Raw genomic sequence first — 16,743 nt, 5'->3', positions numbered from 1 at the left:
GCGCTCAGCGGCTCGGCAGCAACTTGGCCGGATCGACCGGCTTGCCGAGTTTGCGCACCTCAAAGTGCAGTTTGACCGTGTCGCTTTCGGTGGAACCCATCTCAGCAATCCTCTGGCCTTTGCGCACCACCTGATCCTGCTCGACCAGCATGGCGCGGTTGTGCGCGTAGGCCGTCAGGTAGGTGTTGTTGTGCTTGATGATGACGAGGTTGCCGTAGCCGCGCAAGCCCGAACCGGCGTACACCACGCGGCCATCGGCCACGGCGAACACCGGGTCCCCGGGCTTGCCCGCGAAATCCAGCCCCTTGTTGCGCTGGTCATCAAAGCCGGCGCTGACCGGCTGATGCACCGGCCACCCCCACGACAACCCGTCTTCGTCGGCCGCTGCCGCCGGTGCCGTCACGGCGGCCGAAGGCGCCGACGCTGCAGACGCCGACGTGGCCGGCGCACTGGCCGACACCACCGGCGCCTTGGCATCCAACGGCCGAGCCTCCGTCTTGGGTGCGGCGGCGATCGGCTTGGCCGACACCACGCCGGCATCCACACCCGGCGGCACCACACGCAGCACCTGGCCGACTTCGATGCGGTTGGGATTGTCCAGGCTGTTCCACTTGGCCAGGTCGCGCCAGCTCTGGCCGTTGTCGAGCGCGATGCGGATCAGCGCGTCGCCCGGTTTGACCGTGTAGTAGCCCGGTTTGCCGGCGTTCTCCGCGCCCGGCGGCGGCTTCACATCCGGTGCGGCCGGCGTCGCCACCGGCGTTGCGGCAGGCGCGCTGGGTCGTGCGGGCTGGGGGTTGCGATCCTCCACCGGCGCGCGGTGCAGCGAGGTGCCGCAGGCACTGAGCAGCAAGGCTGCTGCGAAGAGGGGGAGAGTACGCAGGCGATTGAGCATCGTGGAATACGGCACTGGGGCACGTGGGAGGCCGACCACGATTGTGTGGCGCGGTGCGCCGTCGGCCCCGTCAGACGACGCCGGATTTTAGGGGGACGAACAGCACCGCCTCATGCTCGCTGCGCACCCAGCGCTGACCACCGGCGTCGGAGAGGTGATCCAACACCACCAGCACCTGGCCGCGCCCCGCTGCCGCGGTCGGCGCGATCAGTCGCCCACCCGGCGCCAGTTGCTCCAGCCAAGCCGGCGGGATGTCGTCTCCGCCGGCGGCGGCAATGATGCTGTCGAACGGGCCGCTGGCAGCATGTCCCAGCCGGCCGTCGGCCCACAGCAGGCGTGGCGCACGCGGCAGCGCCACACGGTGGAGGTTGATCTGCGCCTTCTCGTACAAGCCTTGCAGGCGTTCGATCGAGGTCACCTGCCGCGCCAGCATGGCCAGCACCGCCGCCTGGTAGCCGCAGCCGGTGCCGATTTCGAGAACCCGGCCCAGGCCGCCGCGCTGCGCAGCGCCCGTGCCCGCCATCAACAGCCCCAACATGTGGGCCACAACAGAAGGCTTGGAGATGGTTTGACCGTGACCGATGGGCAGCGCCGTGTCCTCGTACGCCTGGGCGGCGAGCGCGGTGTCGACGAATTCGTGTCGTGGGACGCTGGCCATCGCGGCCAACACACGCTCGTCAAAACGCCCTTCCGCCCGCAACCGGGCCACCATGCGTTGACGCACGGCACCGCCGTCCAAACCAGTGCCGCTGGGTCGTGCCAAGCGGGCCGCATCGGCCGCCGCCAACTGCAGATGGCGCTGCGGCATCAGCAACTCTCGTTGCGGTGCCGTCACCGTCTTCAGGCTGGCTGGAAAGCGCTTGGGAGCCGACATTCAAAGGCCGAGTCGCTGCGCCCAACCACCCAACGCGGCATGGTCCGTCAGGTCGACCTGCAAGGGCGTGATGGACACCTGGCCGTTCATCGTGGCGTGGAAGTCGGTGCCCTCGCCAGCATCGCGCGCATCGCCCGCCGGGCCGATCCAGTAGATGGTTTCGCCGCGCGGGTTGACCTGCTCGATGATGGCCTCGGCCGAGTGACGGCGACCCAAGCGCGTGATCTTGCGCGGCAGGGTGTCGGCATCGGCCCGGTTGGGGATGTTGACGTTCAGCAGGAAAGCCTTGTCCAGCCCACCGGCGATGACCTGCTCGACCACGCTGCGCGCCGTGCGAGCGGCGGCTTCCAGTTCGCCCCAACCCTTCTCGGCCTGAGAGAACGCAATGGACGGGATGCCGAACAAATAGCCTTCGGTGGCCGCAGCCACGGTGCCGGAGTAGAGCGTGTCGTCGCCCATGTTGGCGCCGTTGTTGATGCCCGAGAGCACCAGGTCCGGCCGGTAGCCGAGCAGCCCGCTCAGCGCGAGGTGCACGCCGTCAGACGGCGTGCCGCTGACATACCGAAACCCGTTGGCCGCGCGGTAGACGTTCAGCGGGCGGTTCAGCGTCAACGAGTTGGAGGTGCCGCTGGCGTTTTGCTCGGGCGCGATGACCTCGATTTCACCGAGGCCTTCACACGCTTTGACCAGTGCCGCCAGGCCCGGTGCCAGGTAGCCGTCGTCGTTCGAAATGAGGATGCGCATGGGGTCGGATTGTAGGGAGCGCGTCACCTGCGGGACCGGGTGTTAGCCCTCCGATTCCTATCATCCGCCGCTTGCAAAACCGGAGATGACGATGAAGGCTTGGCTCTGTGAAAACCCCGTCGGCGTGGAAGCCCTGGCATGGCGTGAACTGCCCTCCCCCACCCTGGCACCCGGGCACCTTCGTGTGGCGGTGCATGCGGCCAGCCTCAACTTCCCCGACCTGCTCATCGTGCAGAACAAGTACCAGATGAAGCCGCCGCTGCCCTTCATCCCGGGCACGGAGTTCTCCGGCGTCGTCACCGAGGTGGCCGACGGCGTCAAGGGCTTCACCGTGGGCCAGCGGGTTGCCGCCTTCGGCGGACTGGCCGGATTCGCCACTGAGGTCTGCATTCCGGCGGCACTTGCCATGCCCTTGCCCGACGCGTTCTCCTTCGAAGACGCCGCCGCGTTCATCTGCACCTACGCCACCAGCCACCACGCCCTGATGGATCGCGGCGCCCTGCAACCGGGCGAAACGGTGCTCATCCTGGGCGCTGCGGGTGGCGTGGGCACAGCGGCGCTGCAAATCGCCAAGGCGGCGGGCGCCCGCGTCATTGCGGCCGTGAGTTCGGACGCCAAGGCCAACGCCTGCCGCGCGCTCGGCGCCGATGCTGTCATCAACTACACCCAGCAAAACCTGCGGGACGAACTCAAAGCGTTGACCGAGGGCAAAGGCCCGGATGTGGTGTACGACCCGGTCGGCGGCGACCTGGCCGAAGCCGCCTTCCGCTCCATCGCCTGGCGCGGTCGCTACCTGGTGATCGGCTTCGCCCAAGGCAGCATTCCGGCCCTGCCGCTGAACCTCGCACTGCTCAAGGGTGCCTCACTGGTTGGCGTGTTCTGGGGCGAGTTCGCCAAGCGCGAGCCCCAGCGCAACGCCCGCATGCTGGCCGAATTGGCTGCGTGGTACGCCGCTGGCAAGGTCAAGCCAGTGGTGGACCAAGTGCTGCCGATGGAGGACCTGCCCCGCGCCTTCGCCCGCATGGCGGCGCGCGACGTGGTCGGCAAGTTGGTTCTTACCAATGCTTGAAGCCTGAAACGGGGGCGAGGCGCCGCCGCCTGACAACGGGTTTTCCAGGGGGCGTGCGCTACATTCCTCTGTTGGATTTCCCGCCGCCGCCAGACCCGCGCCATGACCGTCAAAGTCCTGATCATCGAAGACAACCCCGTCGCCCGCAGCTTCCTGTGCCGCGTGGTGCGCGAGAGCTTCAGCGACGCGATGGAAATCACCGAGGTCGGTGACCTCGAAAACGCGCGGCGCCAGGTGGGCAAGCACACCAACAGCGCGGGCGAGGTCGGCTTCAAGCTGATCCTGGTCGACCTGGAGCTGCCCGACGGCAACGGCATGGAGTTCCTGACGGAACTGAACGGCTCGACCGCCATCAAGATCGTCACCACGCTCTACTCGGACGACGACCACCTCTTCCCCGCGCTGCAATGCGGCGCCGACGGCTACCTGCTCAAGGAAGACCGCTTCGAAGTGCTGGTGGAAGAACTGCAGCGCATCGTGCGCGGTCAGCCGCCGCTGTCGCCGGCCATCGCCCGCCGCTTGCTCGCCCACTTCCGCCCGGCCTCGGGTGAGAGCGGCAACATGCCGCTGAACTCAGGCTTCGGCAGTCTGTCCACGGCACAAGCGCCCTTCTCCAGCAGCCGCAACGTGGCGCTGGACCCGACTCCCGAGTGGGAGCGCCTGACGCCCCGCGAAAGCGAAGTCCTGACCTACCTGAGCAAGGGCTTCACCATCAAGGAAATCGCCAACCTGATGGGCATCAAGTGGTTCACGGTGAACGACCACATCAAGAGCATCTACAAGAAGCTCAACGTCTCGAGCCGCGCAGAAGCGGCGGTGCTGGCCTCCAAGCAAGGCCTGGTCTGACGCCAAGCCCCAAACCGCCCCACCTCGAAAAGGCCTCGGCACCCGCCGCGGCCTTTTTTCTTTGTTCAGCGTCACCATGGTGCGGCAGCCTCGACGCCAGCACACGCAACTAGCTCATCTGATGAGCCAGCCATCCGCTACGCTGCGCAGCACCCAACGAAGGACACCATGCGAGCGACCATGACCTCAAAACCCGGCAAATACAGCGACCTGTGCAACGAAGTGCATGCCAAAGCCGAAGCGAATGGCACGGTCGTGGTGGTGCACGACGGCATGTTCGGCAATGGGTTCTCGGCCATGGGCTCACCGGAGTTCTGCATGGCACTGCCGCAAATCCTCCGGCACGTCGCGGACCAACTCGAGGCCGACAACCGGTCCAAGAAGCATCGACTGAGCTGATTGTCAGGGCCGCACCCAGGCGTCGCCTCGTGGCCACGGTCACGCCGGCCTCTGCGCCACCGCTTCGCTCAGGCCGCGCGATTCACCGCCCACCTGGGCTAGCTCAATCAGCAGCGCGCCAAAAACAAGAAAGCCCGCACAAGGCGGGCTTTCAGGTCCTTGCTGAGCAAGGCAATTGGCGGAGAGGGAGGGATTCGAACCCTCGGTACGGGGATACCGTACGCCTGATTTCGAGTCAGGTACATTCGACCACTCTGCCACCTCTCCTGATTCGGTGTGAGCGAAGCCTGCCATTATAAGCAGAATTTTCGCCCACGCAAAGAATCATGCGCGCAGCACCTCGACGCCGCCCATGTAGGGGCGCAGCGCCTCGGGCACGGTGATGCTGCCGTCGGCGTTCTGGTAGTTCTCAAGCACCGCCACCAGGGTGCGTCCCACGGCCAAGCCGGAGCCGTTCAGGGTGTGGACCAGTTCGTTCTTGCCCTGCGCGTTCTTGAAGCGCGCCTGCATGCGGCGGGCCTGGAAGGCGCCCATGTTCGAGCAGGAGCTGATCTCGCGGAAGGTGTTCTGCGCCGGCACCCAGACCTCCAGGTCGTAGGTCTTGGTGGAGCCAAAGCCCATGTCGCCGCTGCACAGCAGCACCGTGCGGTACGGCAGGCCGAGCTTTTGCAAGATGGCTTCAGCGTGGCCGGTCATCTCTTCCAGGGCGGCCATGCTGTGGTCGGGGTGCTCGATGCGCACCATTTCCACCTTGTCGAACTGATGCTGGCGGATCAGGCCGCGGGTGTCGCGCCCGGCCGAACCGGCTTCCGAGCGGAAGCAGGGGCTGTGCGCCGTGAGCTTGACGGGCAGCTCCTCAGCCTTCAGCACGCTTTCGCGCACGGTGTTGGTCAGCGAGATTTCCGACGTGGAGATCAGGTACTGCTCCGGGTGTTCCGAGTCTCCGCCGCGCAGCACCCAGAACATGTCCTCCTTGAACTTGGGCAGTTGGCCCGTGCCTTCGAGGATCTCGCGGTTGACGATGTAGGGCGTGTAGCACTCGGTGTAGCCGTGCTCGGTGGTTTGCACGTCGAGCATGAACTGCGCCAGTGCGCGGTGCAAGCGCGCGACGGAGCCCTTCAGGAACGTGAAGCGCGAGCCCGACAGCTTGGCGCCGGTTTCGAAGTCCAGGCCCAGCGGGGCACCCAGGTCCACGTGGTCGCGCACGGGGAAGTCGAAGGTACGGGGCGTGCCCCAGCGGCGCACTTCCACGTTGCCGGATTCATCCACGCCGGCCGGCACGCTGGCGTCGGGCAGGTTGGGCACGCCCATGAGCAGTTGGTTCAACTCGTGCTGAATCGCGTCCAGGCGTTCAGCGCCCGCCTTCAGTTCATCTGCGATGCCGTTGACTTCGGCCATCAATGCCGAGGCGTCTTCGCCCTTGCCCTTGGCCATGCCAATTTGCTTGGACAGCGCGTTGCGACGCGCCTGCAGTTCTTCCGTGCGGGTCTGCACGGCCTTGCGCTCAGCTTCGAGCGACTTGAAGGCCTCCACATCCAGATACGGCTGGGGCGATTTGCGCGCGTTCAGACGCTCGATGACGACGTCGAGGTCCTTGCGCAGTTGGGTGATGTCGAGCATGTCGGGTACCTAGGAAATTCGGACAGGAAAACGGCGCCGATTCAGGGCGCCGCCCGGTGCACAGCACGCGGCGTCAAGATCGGGAGGCGCTCACCTCGGCCATGGATTTGTCGCCCAGCCCGAATGGCAGGGGGAAGCGCACATGCTCTTCCACGCCGGGGAGGCTGCGCACCGTGGTGGCACCGAATTCACGCAGGCGCTCGATGACGGCCTGCACCAGCACATCGGGAGCCGAGGCGCCCGCCGTCAGGCCCACGCGTGGCCGGCCTTCCAGCCACGCGGGCTGCAGGTCTTCCGCGGCGTCCACCATGTAGCCCGGCGTGCCCAGCCGCTCGGCCAGTTCACGCAACCGGTTGCTGTTGGAGCTGGTGGGGCTGCCCACCACAATGACCACATCCACCTGCGGCGCCAGCACCTTCACGGCGTCTTGCCGGTTCTGCGTGGCGTAGCAGATGTCTTGCTTTTTGGGCTCGCGCACCTGCGGGAACACGCGCTTCACCTCGGCCAGGATCTCGGCCGCATCGTCCACGCTCAGCGTGGTTTGCGTCACCACGGCCAGCTTGGCAGGGTTCTTCACCTGCACCTGGGCCACATCCTGCACCTCTTCGACGAGGTAGATGCCGTCGGACAGCTGACCCATGGTGCCTTCCACCTCAGGGTGGCCCTTGTGGCCGATCATGATGAACTCGAAGCCCTCGCGGTGCAGCTTGGCCACTTCCACGTGCACCTTGGTGACCAGCGGGCAGGTGGCATCGAACACCTGAAAGCCGCGGGCCGCCGCCTCGCGGCGCACTTCCTGGCTCACCCCGTGGGCGCTGAACACCAGCGTCGCGCCGGGCGGCACCTCGGCCAGGTCCTCGATGAAGATCGCGCCGCGCGACTTCAGGTCGTTCACCACATAGGTGTTGTGCACGATTTCGTGGCGCACGTAGATGGGCGCACCGAACTTGACCAGGGCCCGCTCGACGATTTCGATGGCCCGGTCCACGCCCGCGCAGAACCCCCGCGGCTCGGCCAGCAGCACCTCTTGCAGGTTCACGGCGTCGGTCATCACAGCACCCCGATCACGTGCACCTCGAAGCTGACCGGCTGGCCAGCGAGCGGGTGGTTGAAGTCGAACAGCAGCGCGGAATCTCCCATTTCACGCACCACGCCGGCGTAGCCGCCCTGCCCGTCCGGGCCAGGAAACTGCACCACGTCGCCAACGTTGTAGGCCTCGTCCGGATCGCCCAGCTGCCGCAGCAGCGACAGTTTCACCCACTGAAGCAACTCGGGATTGCGGTCACCAAAGGCCTCACCCGGTGCCAGCTCGAAGCGCTCCCGCGCGCCTTCCGGCAAACCGACGAGGCGCTTTTCAATGGCGGGCGACAGCTGCCCGGCGCCCAGCGACAGCGTCGCCGGCTTGTCGTTGAAGGTGTTGACGATGTCGGCACCGTCCGGGCCTGAGAGCCGGTAATGCAGCGTGAGGAAAGAGCCGGCCTGGATGGGGTTCATTCGAGAGGGGCAAGGAGCGCTTGGCTAGACTGCCGATTTTATGCCGCTGACCCACCTGCCCCCGGACGCCCGGCCGCGCGAGAAGCTGCTCGCCCGCGGCCCGCAGGCGCTGGCGGACGCCGAGTTGCTGGCCCTGTTGCTGCGCACCGGCATCCAGGGTCACCCGGTGCTGCAATTGGCGCAATCGCTGCTGGACCGCTTCGGTGGCTGGGCTGGCTTGCTGGCGGCGGATGTGCAAGACCTTGCACAGGTGAAGGGCCTGGGCCCGGCCAAACGGGCGGAAATTGCCGCCGTGCTGGAGATTGCACGCCGCTCGCTGGACCAGCGCCTGGCCGAGAAGCCCGCCATGGCCGATGTGCAGAGCGTGAAAACCTACGTGCGCCTGCACCTCGGGCGCCTGGGCCACGAGGTGTTTGCCGTGCTGTTCCTGGACGCGCAGCTCAAGCTCATCGCGCTGGAAACCCTGTTTCAGGGCAGCCTCACCTCCACCACCGTGCATCCGCGCGAGGTGGTCAAACGCGCGCTGGCCCTGGGTGCCGGCGCCGTGGTGCTGGCCCACAACCACCCCAGCGGCCATGCCGAGCCGTCGCATGCCGACGAAATGTTGACCCGCCACCTGAGCCAGGCGTTGGCCCTGGTGGACGTGAAGGTGGTGGACCACCTCGTGGTGGGCGCCCACGAGGTGGTGTCATTTGCCGAGCGAGGGCTGCTGTGAGCAAGACGGCGCGCAGCTTTGCCGACCTCAAGCCACTGGCGCGCGAACTGCAGGCCGCCCGCGTGGCGGCCGAGATGGAGCGCGAGCGGCGCGCGGCAGCGGCCCGGCTGGCCGAGCAGGAGCGCCGGGTGTTCGAGCTGACGGTGGGCCCGGTCACGCCGTTGCGTCAGGCCGACCGCGTGCTGCATGAAGTCCCGCGCCCGGAACCTGAGCCGCGCCAACGCGAGGCGGATGAGCGCGCAGTGCTGCTGCAGGCCTTGTCCGATGACATCGACATCGACACCCTGCTCGACACCGACGAGACGCTGAGCTTCCGCCGCGAGGGCATCTCGCTGGAGGTGGTGCGCAAGCTGCGTCGGGGCCATTGGGCCTTGCAGGCTCAATTGGACTTGCACGGCCTGCGCCGAGACGCCGCCCGAGAAGCCATGAGCCAGTTCATCCACGACAGCGCACGCCGCGGCCTGCGCTGCGTGCGCGTGGTGCACGGCAAGGGGCATGGGTCGCCGGGCCGCGAGCCCGTGCTCAAAGGCCGCGTGCGCCGCTGGCTCGTGCAAAAGAACGAAGTGCTGGCCTTTGTGCAGGCCCGCGCCAGCGATGGCGGCGCGGGCGCCCTGATCGTGCTGCTGACCGGCACGGCCTGACATCCGGCTGACGCTGGCGCGGGAATGGTGCCGGCGTCGCTGCACCGCCACGCACCCCAACGGCCGCAACAAATGCGACCTTTGCGCTGACAGGCCTGCGGTAGCCTGGGGTCAACGCGTCACTGCGCGACATCAGGTTTCCCTCAGCCCACCCAAGGAGCGCCCATGAACCTGTCCCGTCATGCCCCGTCCCCCGCCCGCTATGTGGGCATCGGCTTGGTGGTGGCCCTGCATCTCGCAGCCTTGTATGCCCTGAGTGCCGGGCTCATGAAAACGCCGCCCCGTGCGCACCAGCCCACCGAGTTCAAGCCGCTGCCGCCCGACCTGCCGCTGCCCAAGCCGCCCGTCGAGCCGCTGCAAGCCGAGCAGCCGCGGTTCAGCCAGCCGAACGTCATTCAGATTCCGGTACCTGATGTCGTCGTGGAAGCGACGACCGACGCCCCGCCGCTTCGCACCGCGCCCCTGCGCCCAGACGCCACGGTTCCCAGCACGCCCGGCACACCACGTGTCGACACGCCGCCCGCCGTCACCCACCCACCGCAAATCCGCGCGGCGGGCGCGGTCTGCGCGGTGATGCCCCAACCCGAAGTCCCGGCCGTGAACTGGACCGGCGAGGCCGTGTTGCAGGTGGTGGCCACCGTGCGCGGCGGTCGCGTCGTGGGCACGGAGTTCCGCACCGTACAAGGTGCACTGGACGCCAAGACCCGGCGTGCGTTGCAGCGGTCGGTTGAAACGGCGCTGTCGGGTTACCAATGCCAGGGTGAAGCCGTCTTCCAGCAGGACTTCGCCTTCCGGATCGACTGAGCCTGACCGGGTTCGGTGACGTCAGCGGCGCACCGAACCCAGCACCTGCTGCAACTCGTCCAGGCCCAAGGGCTTGAGCCGGGTTTCAGCGGCGCCCAACGCGAGCGCGCGCGTTCGAGTCGCAGTGTCCAACGCGCCACTCAGCACCACCACCCGGGTGTCGCTGAGAGCGCCGCCCGCCTGCAGTTCGGCCAGCCAGTCCAACCCACTGCCGTCGGGCAGTTGCACATCCAGCAGCACCAGGTCGGGCCGCTGCGCCCGCCACGCCTGGCGGGCCTCCGCCACGGTGCGGGCGGTGGCTGCGGTGCACTGCTCGGTTTCAATCAGCAGCGCGAGCACCTCGGTGGCATCGGTGTTGTCGTCCACCACCAACACATGGGCGAAAGCCGAGGCGGCGGTCATGAAGCGACGGGGGCCGTCAGGCGCAGCGAGACCCAACGGCGAGCCGCCCGCCCCTCAGCCACCGACGTTGCGCATCCAGTCGGCCGTGCCCGCAAAGGACTCGGCCAGTCGCGCTTGCAGTTGCGGGTCCACACCCGTCTCGGTCATGGCCTGGGCCATGCAGGCCAGCCACTCGTCGCGCTCGGCAATGCCGATGCGAAACGGCAGGTGGCGCGCCCGCAGGCGCGGATGGCCGAACCGGCTGATGTAGTGATCCGGGCCGCCCAACCAGCCGCACAGGAACCAGAAGAGCTTGTCCCGGGCCGACTCCAGCGACGCGCCGTGGGCCGCCCGCAAGCGCACGTACGCCGGCTCCAGATCCATCAGGTCATAGAAGCGGTCCACGAGTTCGCGGACCCGCGGCTCCCCGCCAATCCACTCGAACGCCGTGGTGGGCTGTGCGTCAGCCAAGGATCTTGGAGGCCAAGGCCTTGATCGCCTGGGCCGCATCGCAGCCCGGGTAGTGTTCCAACATCAGCTGGCGCTTGAGCACGGCCTGGCGCACGGCCACATCGGCCTTCACCTCGCCCATCAGTTCCAGCTTGAAGGTTTGGCCCGGCGTGGGGCCCACGAAGCGCTGCAGCACCTGCTGCAACTGCCCGCAAATCAGCTTGCCCTCGCCCACCCGGTTGGCCTGGTTCACCAGCAGGCCCACCGTACGGCGCTCTTGCTGCGTGGCCAGCACCTTGATGGTGGCGTAGGCGTCCGTCAGCGACGTGGGCTCGGGCGTGGCCACCACCAGCACGTCTTGCGCCAGCGAAATGGCGAACAGCACCACGTCCGAAATGCCGGCGCCGGTGTCCAGCAGCACCCAGTCGAACCGGGGCTTCACGAGGTCGATGATGTGCAGCAGCTTGTCACGCACCTCGGGCGTCAGCCGCGAGTACTCCACCATGCCGGAACCCGCCAGCAGCACCGAGAACCCGCCCGGCGCGGGCAGGATGGCCTGCTCCAGCGTGGCCTTCTCGGTGAACACGTCGTGCAGCGTGAGCTTGGGGTGCAGGTTCAGCACCACGTCCAGATTCGCCAGGCCAAGGTCGGCGTCCAGCACCAGCACCTTTTGCCCGCGCGCGGCCAGCGCCGCGGCGAGGTTGGCGGTGACGAAGGTCTTGCCAACGCCACCCTTGCCGCTGGTCACGGCCAGCGTGCGGGCGCCGGAACGCGCCGGGCGTGATGCAGCAGGATCGGGGGTCATGCTCATGGCAGGTCCTGTTGCGTTTCAAGATTCAGCGAGGCGAACAACATGCCCTTTTCTTCAGCGCTGACCAGAGAGTCCACCTGCGGCTCCAGGCAGGCACGATTGCGGCCTTCGGCCTTGGCGCGGTAGAGCTGGCGATCGGCCCGCTCCGTCCAGAGCAACGGCGACGACCGCACCCATTGCGGCGCGAAGGCACCACCCAGGCTCACGGTCACGTTCAGCATCTGCCCGGGCGTGACTTCCACGCCGATCTCAGACACCCGCTCACGCACCCGCTCTGCCACCGCCAACCCCACGTGCGAGGCGCAGTTGGGCAGGATGATGGCGAACTCTTCGCCACCCACGCGCGCCACCAGGTCCATCGGGCGCACGGTTTGCTCGATGGCCCGCGCCACAGCCCGGATCACCAAATCGCCGGCGCCATGCCCGTAGGTGTCGTTCACGGCCTTGAAGTGGTCAATGTCCAGCACCAGCAGCAGGGCCGCTTCGCCCGAACGGGCCACCCGGTCCACTTCGCGGGCCAGGGCCATCTCGAAGCTGCGCCGGTTCACCAGGCCGGTGAGCGCGTCTTTGCTTGAGAGGTCGCACAAGGCATCCACCACCGCCTGCAACCAAGCCACGCTCTTGGGCGCCTCGTGCGGCAACCGCGCCCCCGCCTGCTGCAGCAGCTGCAAGGCTTCGTCCAGAACGAGCGCTTCGGCGTCGATCAGGTGGGGTGGAGGCGCAGGGTGTTCCAAGGGGGATGCAGGACCGGCAGGGGGCGTGCGGCCAGTCTAGCAGCGGGGCCAGGCTTCACAGGTCGTGAAACAGGCACGTTCCTGACGGCTCTTTGCACTATCCTGCCTCGCAACCGGCTCGGGGGCGACGCCCCGCAGTGCAGAATCAAAGTGCCCTTCGTCATACACGCAGCGAGCACGTCTCCACCTGATCGATTCACATGCCCGCTCCCGACCTCGCCTCCGGCTCGGACGCCCTCGACCACGAGTTCAGCTTCAGCAAAGCTGACTTCGACCGGGTGCGCGAGCTGATCTACAAGCACGCCGGGATCAGCCTGCACGATGGCAAGCACGCCATGGTGTACAGCCGGCTGTCACGACGCCTGCGCGAGACCGGCCACAAGAGCTTCGCCAGCTACCTGCAGTGGCTGGAGGCGTCCACCGGCCCCAACGGTGCTGCCGAATGGCAGGAATTCGTCAACTGCCTGACCACCAATCTGACGTCCTTCTTCCGTGAGGACCACCACTTCCACGCGCTGAAGGACGACCTGAAGCCCTTCGTGGGCAAGTCGGTGCGCATCTGGTGCTGCGCAGCGTCCACGGGCGAGGAGCCCTATTCCATCCTGATGACGTGCAGCGAAGCACTGGGCCCTGGCGCGTCGGTGCAACTGGTGGCGAGCGACATCGACACGAACGTGCTGGCCACGGCGCGGCGCGGGGTCTACAACGCCGACGCCCGCGGCCTGGACGCCAACCGCCTCAAGAACTTCTTCATGCGCGGCACGGGCGCCAACTCCGGAAAGATCCGCGTGAAGCCCGAGCTGCAGCGCTGGGTCGACTTCCGCCCGCTGAACCTGATGGACCAGCAGTGGCAACTCGGCGACCCCTTTCACATGGTGTTCTGCCGCAACGTGATGATCTATTTCGACGCGCCCACCCAACGCAAGGTCTTGGAGCGCATTCACCGCGTCATGCGGCCGGGCGGACTGCTCTTCGTGGGGCATTCCGAAAACTTCACCGAATCGCGCGACCTGTTCAAGCTCCGCGGCAAGACGATTTACGAACGGGTCTGATCCATGAGCACCCCCCTCGCTTCCGCATCGACCCTCGGCAACCCAGCCGCGCTGGCCAAGGTCAACCAGCTCAAGGCGCAACCGCGCAAGCAGGGTGAGGCGTCGTTCTTCTTCTACGACGCGCACTTCAAGAACGCAGCGGTCAAGATCCTGCCCGGCGAATACTTTGTGGATCAGGAAGACCTGCTGGTCATGACCACGCTGGGTTCGTGCATCGCCGCATGCCTGTGGGACCGCGTGGCCAAGGTGGGGGGCATGAACCACTTCATGCTGCCCGAGGGCAACGGCGACTCGGGCCGCTACGGCTCGTTCGCGATGGAACTGCTGATCAACGAAATGATGAAGCGCGGCGCGAGCAAGAGCCGCATGGAGGCCAAGATCTTCGGCGGCGGCGCCGTGATTTCGGGCATGAACTCGCTGAACGTGGGCGAGCGCAACACCAACTTCGTCATCGACTTCCTGAAGCTGGAGCGCATTCCCATCGTGTCCAAGGACGTGATGGACGTGTACCCCCGCAAGGTGTGCTTCCTGCCGGCCAGCGGCAAGGCCATGGTCAAACGACTGGCCCCCACAAACACGGACGCCTTGGTCCAACAGGACAAGGCCGCGATCCAGAAGGTGCAGCCGGTCGCCAGCAGCGGCGGCTCCATCGACTTGTTCTGACAGGAGACATCCATGGCCAAGACCAAGGTCGTGGTGGTGGACGATTCGGCGCTGGTGCGCTCCATCCTCACCGAAATCATCAACCGTCAAACGGACATGGAATGCATCGGCGCAGCCGCCGACCCGCTCGTGGCCCGCGAGATGATCCGCAACCTCAACCCCGACGTCATCACGCTGGACGTGGAAATGCCGCGCATGGACGGGCTAGATTTCCTCTCCCGCCTGATGCGGCTGCGCCCGATGCCGGTGGTGATGGTGTCCACGCTGACCGAGCGCGGCGCCGAGGTCACGCTCAAGGCGCTGGAACTGGGCGCCGTGGACTTCGTCGCCAAGCCCAAGATCGGCGTGGCCGACGGCATCCGCCTGCTGGCGCAGGACATCACCGACAAGATCCGCATCGCCGCCAAGGCCCACATCCGCCGGGCGCATGCCGCGCCGGCACCGGGCGCTGCACCGGCCGCGCCAGTCAAGGCCGTCACCATGGCCAGCCTGGGCAAGGCGTCCACTGAAAAGCTGATCTTCATCGGCGCGTCCACCGGAGGCACGGAAGCCACCAAGGATGTGCTGATCAACCTGCCGGCCGACAGTCCGGCGGTGGTCATCACGCAGCACATGCCGCCCGGCTTCACCAAGAGCTACGCCGCGCGGCTGGACGGGCTGTGCAAGATCCGCGTGAAAGAGGCCCAGGACGGCGAGCGCATCTTGCCGGGCCACGGCTACATCGCCCCGGGCGGCTTCCACCTGACGGTGGAGCGAAGTGGTGCGAACTACATCGCCCGGGTGCAAGACGGCGAACCCATCAACCGGCACAAGCCCTCGGTGGAGGCCCTGTTCCTGTCAGCTGCCAAGGTGGTGGGGCAAAACGCGATCGGCATCATGCTGACCGGCATGGGCGCCGATGGTGCACGCGCCATGAAGGTGATGAAGGACGCGGGCTCATACAACTACTGCCAGGACGAAGCGAGCTGCGTCGTGTTCGGCATGCCGCGTGAGGCCATCGCTGCTGGGGCGGCCGACGAAGTGCTGCCGCTGAACCAGATCGCCACCAAGGTGCTGGAGCGCCTGCGCGCCACGTCCGGCATCTCGCTGAACCGCGTCTGACCCCCAGCTGCGCGGTGGCAGCGCCGCGTCTTGCCCCGCTGGCGCTGGCTGGGCTGGGCCGCAGCGGCTTGACGCAACCGATCAGCGCGACTTCGCCAGGATTCCGCTGGCCGCGCTCGAAGCTGCTGCCAGCCGCAGGGTGTGGTCTGCGGTTGGCAGTGCCTCATCCGCCGTCCAGGGCCTGAATCCATCCAGCCGCTTGGGCGACGGCGGCACCCACACCACCCGGCGCGGCACGCCGGCCGGGTCAGGCACCACCACGCGAGCTGCGGCACGACGGTCCGCCACCGCTTTCGCCACCTCTTTCGCCTCCGCGTTCTCGTCGCTGAACGCTTGAGCGCTCAGGGCGGCGGTCAACAACATCGGCGCCAGCAGCAACGGGGTCCAGTGATTCAACGTGTGCATGGTCACTCCTTGGGTTTGCTGGTTATCCTATGCACCCAATGAGCCCGCGCAAAACGCTGAAATCTTCATTGGCTGGGCAGCCAAACCTACCAAGATGACCTCGCTCGACCGCTTCCCGCTGCAGTACCTGGCCGCGTTCCGAGCGGCCGCGCAGACCGAAAACCTCCGTGCAGCGGCCGAAAGCCTGCACCTCACGCACAGCGCCATCAGCCAGCAGATTCGCGGCCTCGAAGCCCAGCTGGGCTTTGAACTCTTCACCCGGCAGGGCCGGCGCCTGCGCCTGAACCCCGCCGGCCAGGCGCTGCAACGGGCGGTCAGCAAGATGTTTGCGGAACTGCAAGCCGGGCTGCTGGCAGCCGGCCAGGCGCACGGGCAGCAGGCCCGCCTGCTGCGCGTGACCTCCCTGCCCTCACTGGCCCAGCGCTGGCTGATGCCCCGCCTGCCCCGTTGGCAAGCCCTGCAGCCGCACATCACCCTGGACCTGCACACCGGCCATCAAGTGATGGACCTGGAACGCGAGGGCTACCAGGTCGGCCTGCGCGTGGGCCGTGGGCCGTGGCCCGGGCTGGTGCACGAAAAGCTGTTCCATTCGCCCCTGATTGCCGTGGCGGCGCCCGCCCTGGCGCACCGCCTGATCGGCCAGCCCTTGCAGGCCCTGGCCCAGCAACCGCTGCTGGACGATGTGGACGTGTGGCGGCAATGGTTCGCGTTGGCCGGCCTGCCGGTGGCACCGGTGGTGGTGGCCAGCTTCAATGACGCCGGCGTGCTGCTGCAAGCCGCCGAGCAGGGCATGGGCGTGGCCCTGGCCCGCGAGTTGATGGCGGGCGATGCATTGCTGGACGGCCGCCTGGTGCGCGTGGCCACGCAGGAGCTGGACTTCGACGTCGGACGCGACTACCACGTCGTCTACCCCGAAGCGCTGCGGGACGACCCCGCCGTGCGCATGTTCTGCGACTGGCTGCACGCCGAATTTGCCGCCCTGCAACAACGCCTGAACGAGGCAGCCGGCCTGGCCTGAACCGGCGGGCTTTCCTCCCGGCAACGGGCG

At 67.2% G+C, this 16,743-nt stretch carries 21 protein-coding genes and 1 tRNA gene; 10 read left to right on the top strand and 12 right to left on the bottom strand.

The genetic code is table 11. The features are described from left to right. Positions 1-4: 4 nt before the first annotated feature. The 3 genes from ACG01O_RS07000 to surE form a co-directional block, all read right to left on the bottom strand. Positions 5-892, bottom strand: a complete 888-nt coding sequence (locus ACG01O_RS07000) for a peptidoglycan DD-metalloendopeptidase family protein (protein ID WP_394382848.1) — start codon at positions 890-892, stop codon at positions 5-7. Between the two features lie 70 nt (positions 893-962). Next, on the bottom strand, positions 963-1,766 hold the full coding sequence (locus tag ACG01O_RS06995; protein WP_394382845.1) for a protein-L-isoaspartate(D-aspartate) O-methyltransferase: 804 nt from the start codon (positions 1,764-1,766) through the stop codon (positions 963-965). Next, positions 1,767-2,510, bottom strand: a complete 744-nt coding sequence (gene surE / locus ACG01O_RS06990; RefSeq protein WP_394382842.1) for a 5'/3'-nucleotidase SurE — start codon at positions 2,508-2,510, stop codon at positions 1,767-1,769. 91 nt (positions 2,511-2,601) lie between these two features. Here surE and ACG01O_RS06985 point away from each other — a divergent pair, with 91 nt between their 5' ends. From ACG01O_RS06985 to ACG01O_RS06975, 3 genes are all read left to right on the top strand, one after another. Further along, positions 2,602-3,579, top strand: a complete 978-nt coding sequence (locus ACG01O_RS06985; protein WP_394382839.1) for an NADPH:quinone oxidoreductase family protein — start codon at positions 2,602-2,604, stop codon at positions 3,577-3,579. 102 nt (positions 3,580-3,681) lie between these two features. Next, positions 3,682-4,425, top strand: a complete 744-nt coding sequence (locus tag ACG01O_RS06980; RefSeq protein WP_394382837.1) for a LuxR C-terminal-related transcriptional regulator — start codon at positions 3,682-3,684, stop codon at positions 4,423-4,425. Between the two features lie 180 nt (positions 4,426-4,605). Continuing rightward, complete coding sequence (locus ACG01O_RS06975) at positions 4,606-4,824, top strand: hypothetical protein (RefSeq protein WP_394382834.1); 219 nt, start codon at positions 4,606-4,608, stop codon at positions 4,822-4,824. 176 nt (positions 4,825-5,000) lie between these two features. On the opposite strand, the gene ACG01O_RS06970 is transcribed toward ACG01O_RS06975, so the two are convergent. The 4 genes from ACG01O_RS06970 to ACG01O_RS06955 all read right to left on the bottom strand — a co-directional run bounded on the left by ACG01O_RS06970 (position 5,001) and on the right by ACG01O_RS06955 (position 7,938). Beyond that, positions 5,001-5,091, bottom strand: a tRNA-Ser gene (locus tag ACG01O_RS06970). A 57-nt stretch (positions 5,092-5,148) separates the two neighbouring features. Next, positions 5,149-6,444 carry a serine--tRNA ligase gene (serS, locus tag ACG01O_RS06965; protein ID WP_394382831.1) on the bottom strand — a complete coding sequence of 432 codons (1,296 nt, stop codon included), beginning with the start codon at positions 6,442-6,444 and terminating at the stop codon, positions 5,149-5,151. Between the two features lie 73 nt (positions 6,445-6,517). Then, positions 6,518-7,495, bottom strand: a complete 978-nt coding sequence (ispH, locus tag ACG01O_RS06960; protein WP_394382828.1) for a 4-hydroxy-3-methylbut-2-enyl diphosphate reductase — start codon at positions 7,493-7,495, stop codon at positions 6,518-6,520. Next, positions 7,495-7,938, bottom strand: coding sequence for an FKBP-type peptidyl-prolyl cis-trans isomerase (locus ACG01O_RS06955; protein ID WP_394382825.1), 444 nt, complete (start codon positions 7,936-7,938; stop codon positions 7,495-7,497). Before ACG01O_RS06955 ends, ispH begins: the two co-directional genes overlap by 1 nt. Positions 7,939-7,978: 40 nt before the next feature. On the opposite strand from ACG01O_RS06955, the gene radC reads away from it, so the two are divergent. From radC to ACG01O_RS06940, 3 genes are all read left to right on the top strand, one after another. Next, on the top strand, positions 7,979-8,653 hold the full coding sequence (radC, locus tag ACG01O_RS06950) for a RadC family protein (protein ID WP_394382823.1): 675 nt from the start codon (positions 7,979-7,981) through the stop codon (positions 8,651-8,653). Next, complete coding sequence (locus ACG01O_RS06945) at positions 8,650-9,294, top strand: Smr/MutS family protein (protein ID WP_394382820.1); 645 nt, start codon at positions 8,650-8,652, stop codon at positions 9,292-9,294. The genes radC and ACG01O_RS06945 overlap by 4 nt, the downstream gene beginning before the upstream one ends. A gap of 165 nt (positions 9,295-9,459) precedes the next feature. Continuing rightward, entirely contained in the window at positions 9,460-10,098 is a 639-nt protein-coding gene (locus ACG01O_RS06940; protein WP_394382817.1) for a hypothetical protein, read from the top strand. A gap of 21 nt (positions 10,099-10,119) precedes the next feature. Here the strand turns inward: ACG01O_RS06940 and ACG01O_RS06935 are convergent, their stop codons facing one another. The 4 genes from ACG01O_RS06935 to ACG01O_RS06920 are packed head-to-tail and all read right to left on the bottom strand — an operon-like array spanning position 10,120 to position 12,474. After that, positions 10,120-10,500, bottom strand: coding sequence for a response regulator (locus tag ACG01O_RS06935; RefSeq protein WP_394382814.1), 381 nt, complete (start codon positions 10,498-10,500; stop codon positions 10,120-10,122). Positions 10,501-10,554: 54 nt separating this feature from the next. Further along, a complete protein-coding gene (locus tag ACG01O_RS06930; protein ID WP_394382811.1) occupies positions 10,555-10,989 on the bottom strand; it encodes a group II truncated hemoglobin in 435 nt (144 codons plus the stop codon). Continuing rightward, positions 10,943-11,740, bottom strand: a complete 798-nt coding sequence (locus ACG01O_RS06925; protein WP_394382809.1) for a MinD/ParA family protein — start codon at positions 11,738-11,740, stop codon at positions 10,943-10,945. Before ACG01O_RS06925 ends, ACG01O_RS06930 begins: the two co-directional genes overlap by 47 nt. After that, a complete protein-coding gene (locus ACG01O_RS06920) occupies positions 11,737-12,474 on the bottom strand; it encodes a GGDEF domain-containing protein (RefSeq protein WP_394382806.1) in 738 nt (245 codons plus the stop codon). The genes ACG01O_RS06925 and ACG01O_RS06920 overlap by 4 nt, the downstream gene beginning before the upstream one ends. Before the next feature lie 200 nt (positions 12,475-12,674). Here ACG01O_RS06920 and ACG01O_RS06915 point away from each other — a divergent pair, with 200 nt between their 5' ends. From ACG01O_RS06915 to ACG01O_RS06905, 3 genes are read left to right on the top strand one after another with little or no spacing between them, the layout of a single operon-like run. After that, a complete protein-coding gene (locus ACG01O_RS06915) occupies positions 12,675-13,526 on the top strand; it encodes a CheR family methyltransferase (RefSeq protein ID WP_394382805.1) in 852 nt (283 codons plus the stop codon). A 3-nt stretch (positions 13,527-13,529) separates the two neighbouring features. Beyond that, on the top strand, positions 13,530-14,189 hold the full coding sequence (gene cheD / locus ACG01O_RS06910) for a chemoreceptor glutamine deamidase CheD (protein WP_394382804.1): 660 nt from the start codon (positions 13,530-13,532) through the stop codon (positions 14,187-14,189). Between the two features lie 12 nt (positions 14,190-14,201). Further along, positions 14,202-15,290 (top strand): protein-glutamate methylesterase/protein-glutamine glutaminase, encoded by a 1,089-nt coding sequence (locus ACG01O_RS06905; protein WP_394382800.1) that lies wholly within the window; start codon positions 14,202-14,204, stop codon positions 15,288-15,290. An 81-nt stretch (positions 15,291-15,371) separates the two neighbouring features. On the opposite strand, the gene ACG01O_RS06900 is transcribed toward ACG01O_RS06905, so the two are convergent. Continuing rightward, a complete protein-coding gene (locus tag ACG01O_RS06900; RefSeq protein ID WP_394382798.1) occupies positions 15,372-15,695 on the bottom strand; it encodes a hypothetical protein in 324 nt (107 codons plus the stop codon). Positions 15,696-15,789: 94 nt separating this feature from the next. Between ACG01O_RS06900 and ACG01O_RS06895 the strand changes: the two genes are divergently transcribed. Continuing rightward, entirely contained in the window at positions 15,790-16,713 is a 924-nt protein-coding gene (locus ACG01O_RS06895; protein WP_394382796.1) for a LysR substrate-binding domain-containing protein, read from the top strand. Positions 16,714-16,743 lie beyond the last annotated feature (30 nt).

Origin of the sequence: Pelomonas baiyunensis (assembly GCF_043555935.1) — a bacterium.
Taxonomy (GTDB): Bacteria; Pseudomonadota; Gammaproteobacteria; order Burkholderiales; family Burkholderiaceae_C; genus Pelomonas; species Pelomonas baiyunensis.
The sequence above is the reverse complement of the archived record's forward strand: the minus strand, read 5'-3'. Positions and strand labels throughout refer to the sequence as shown.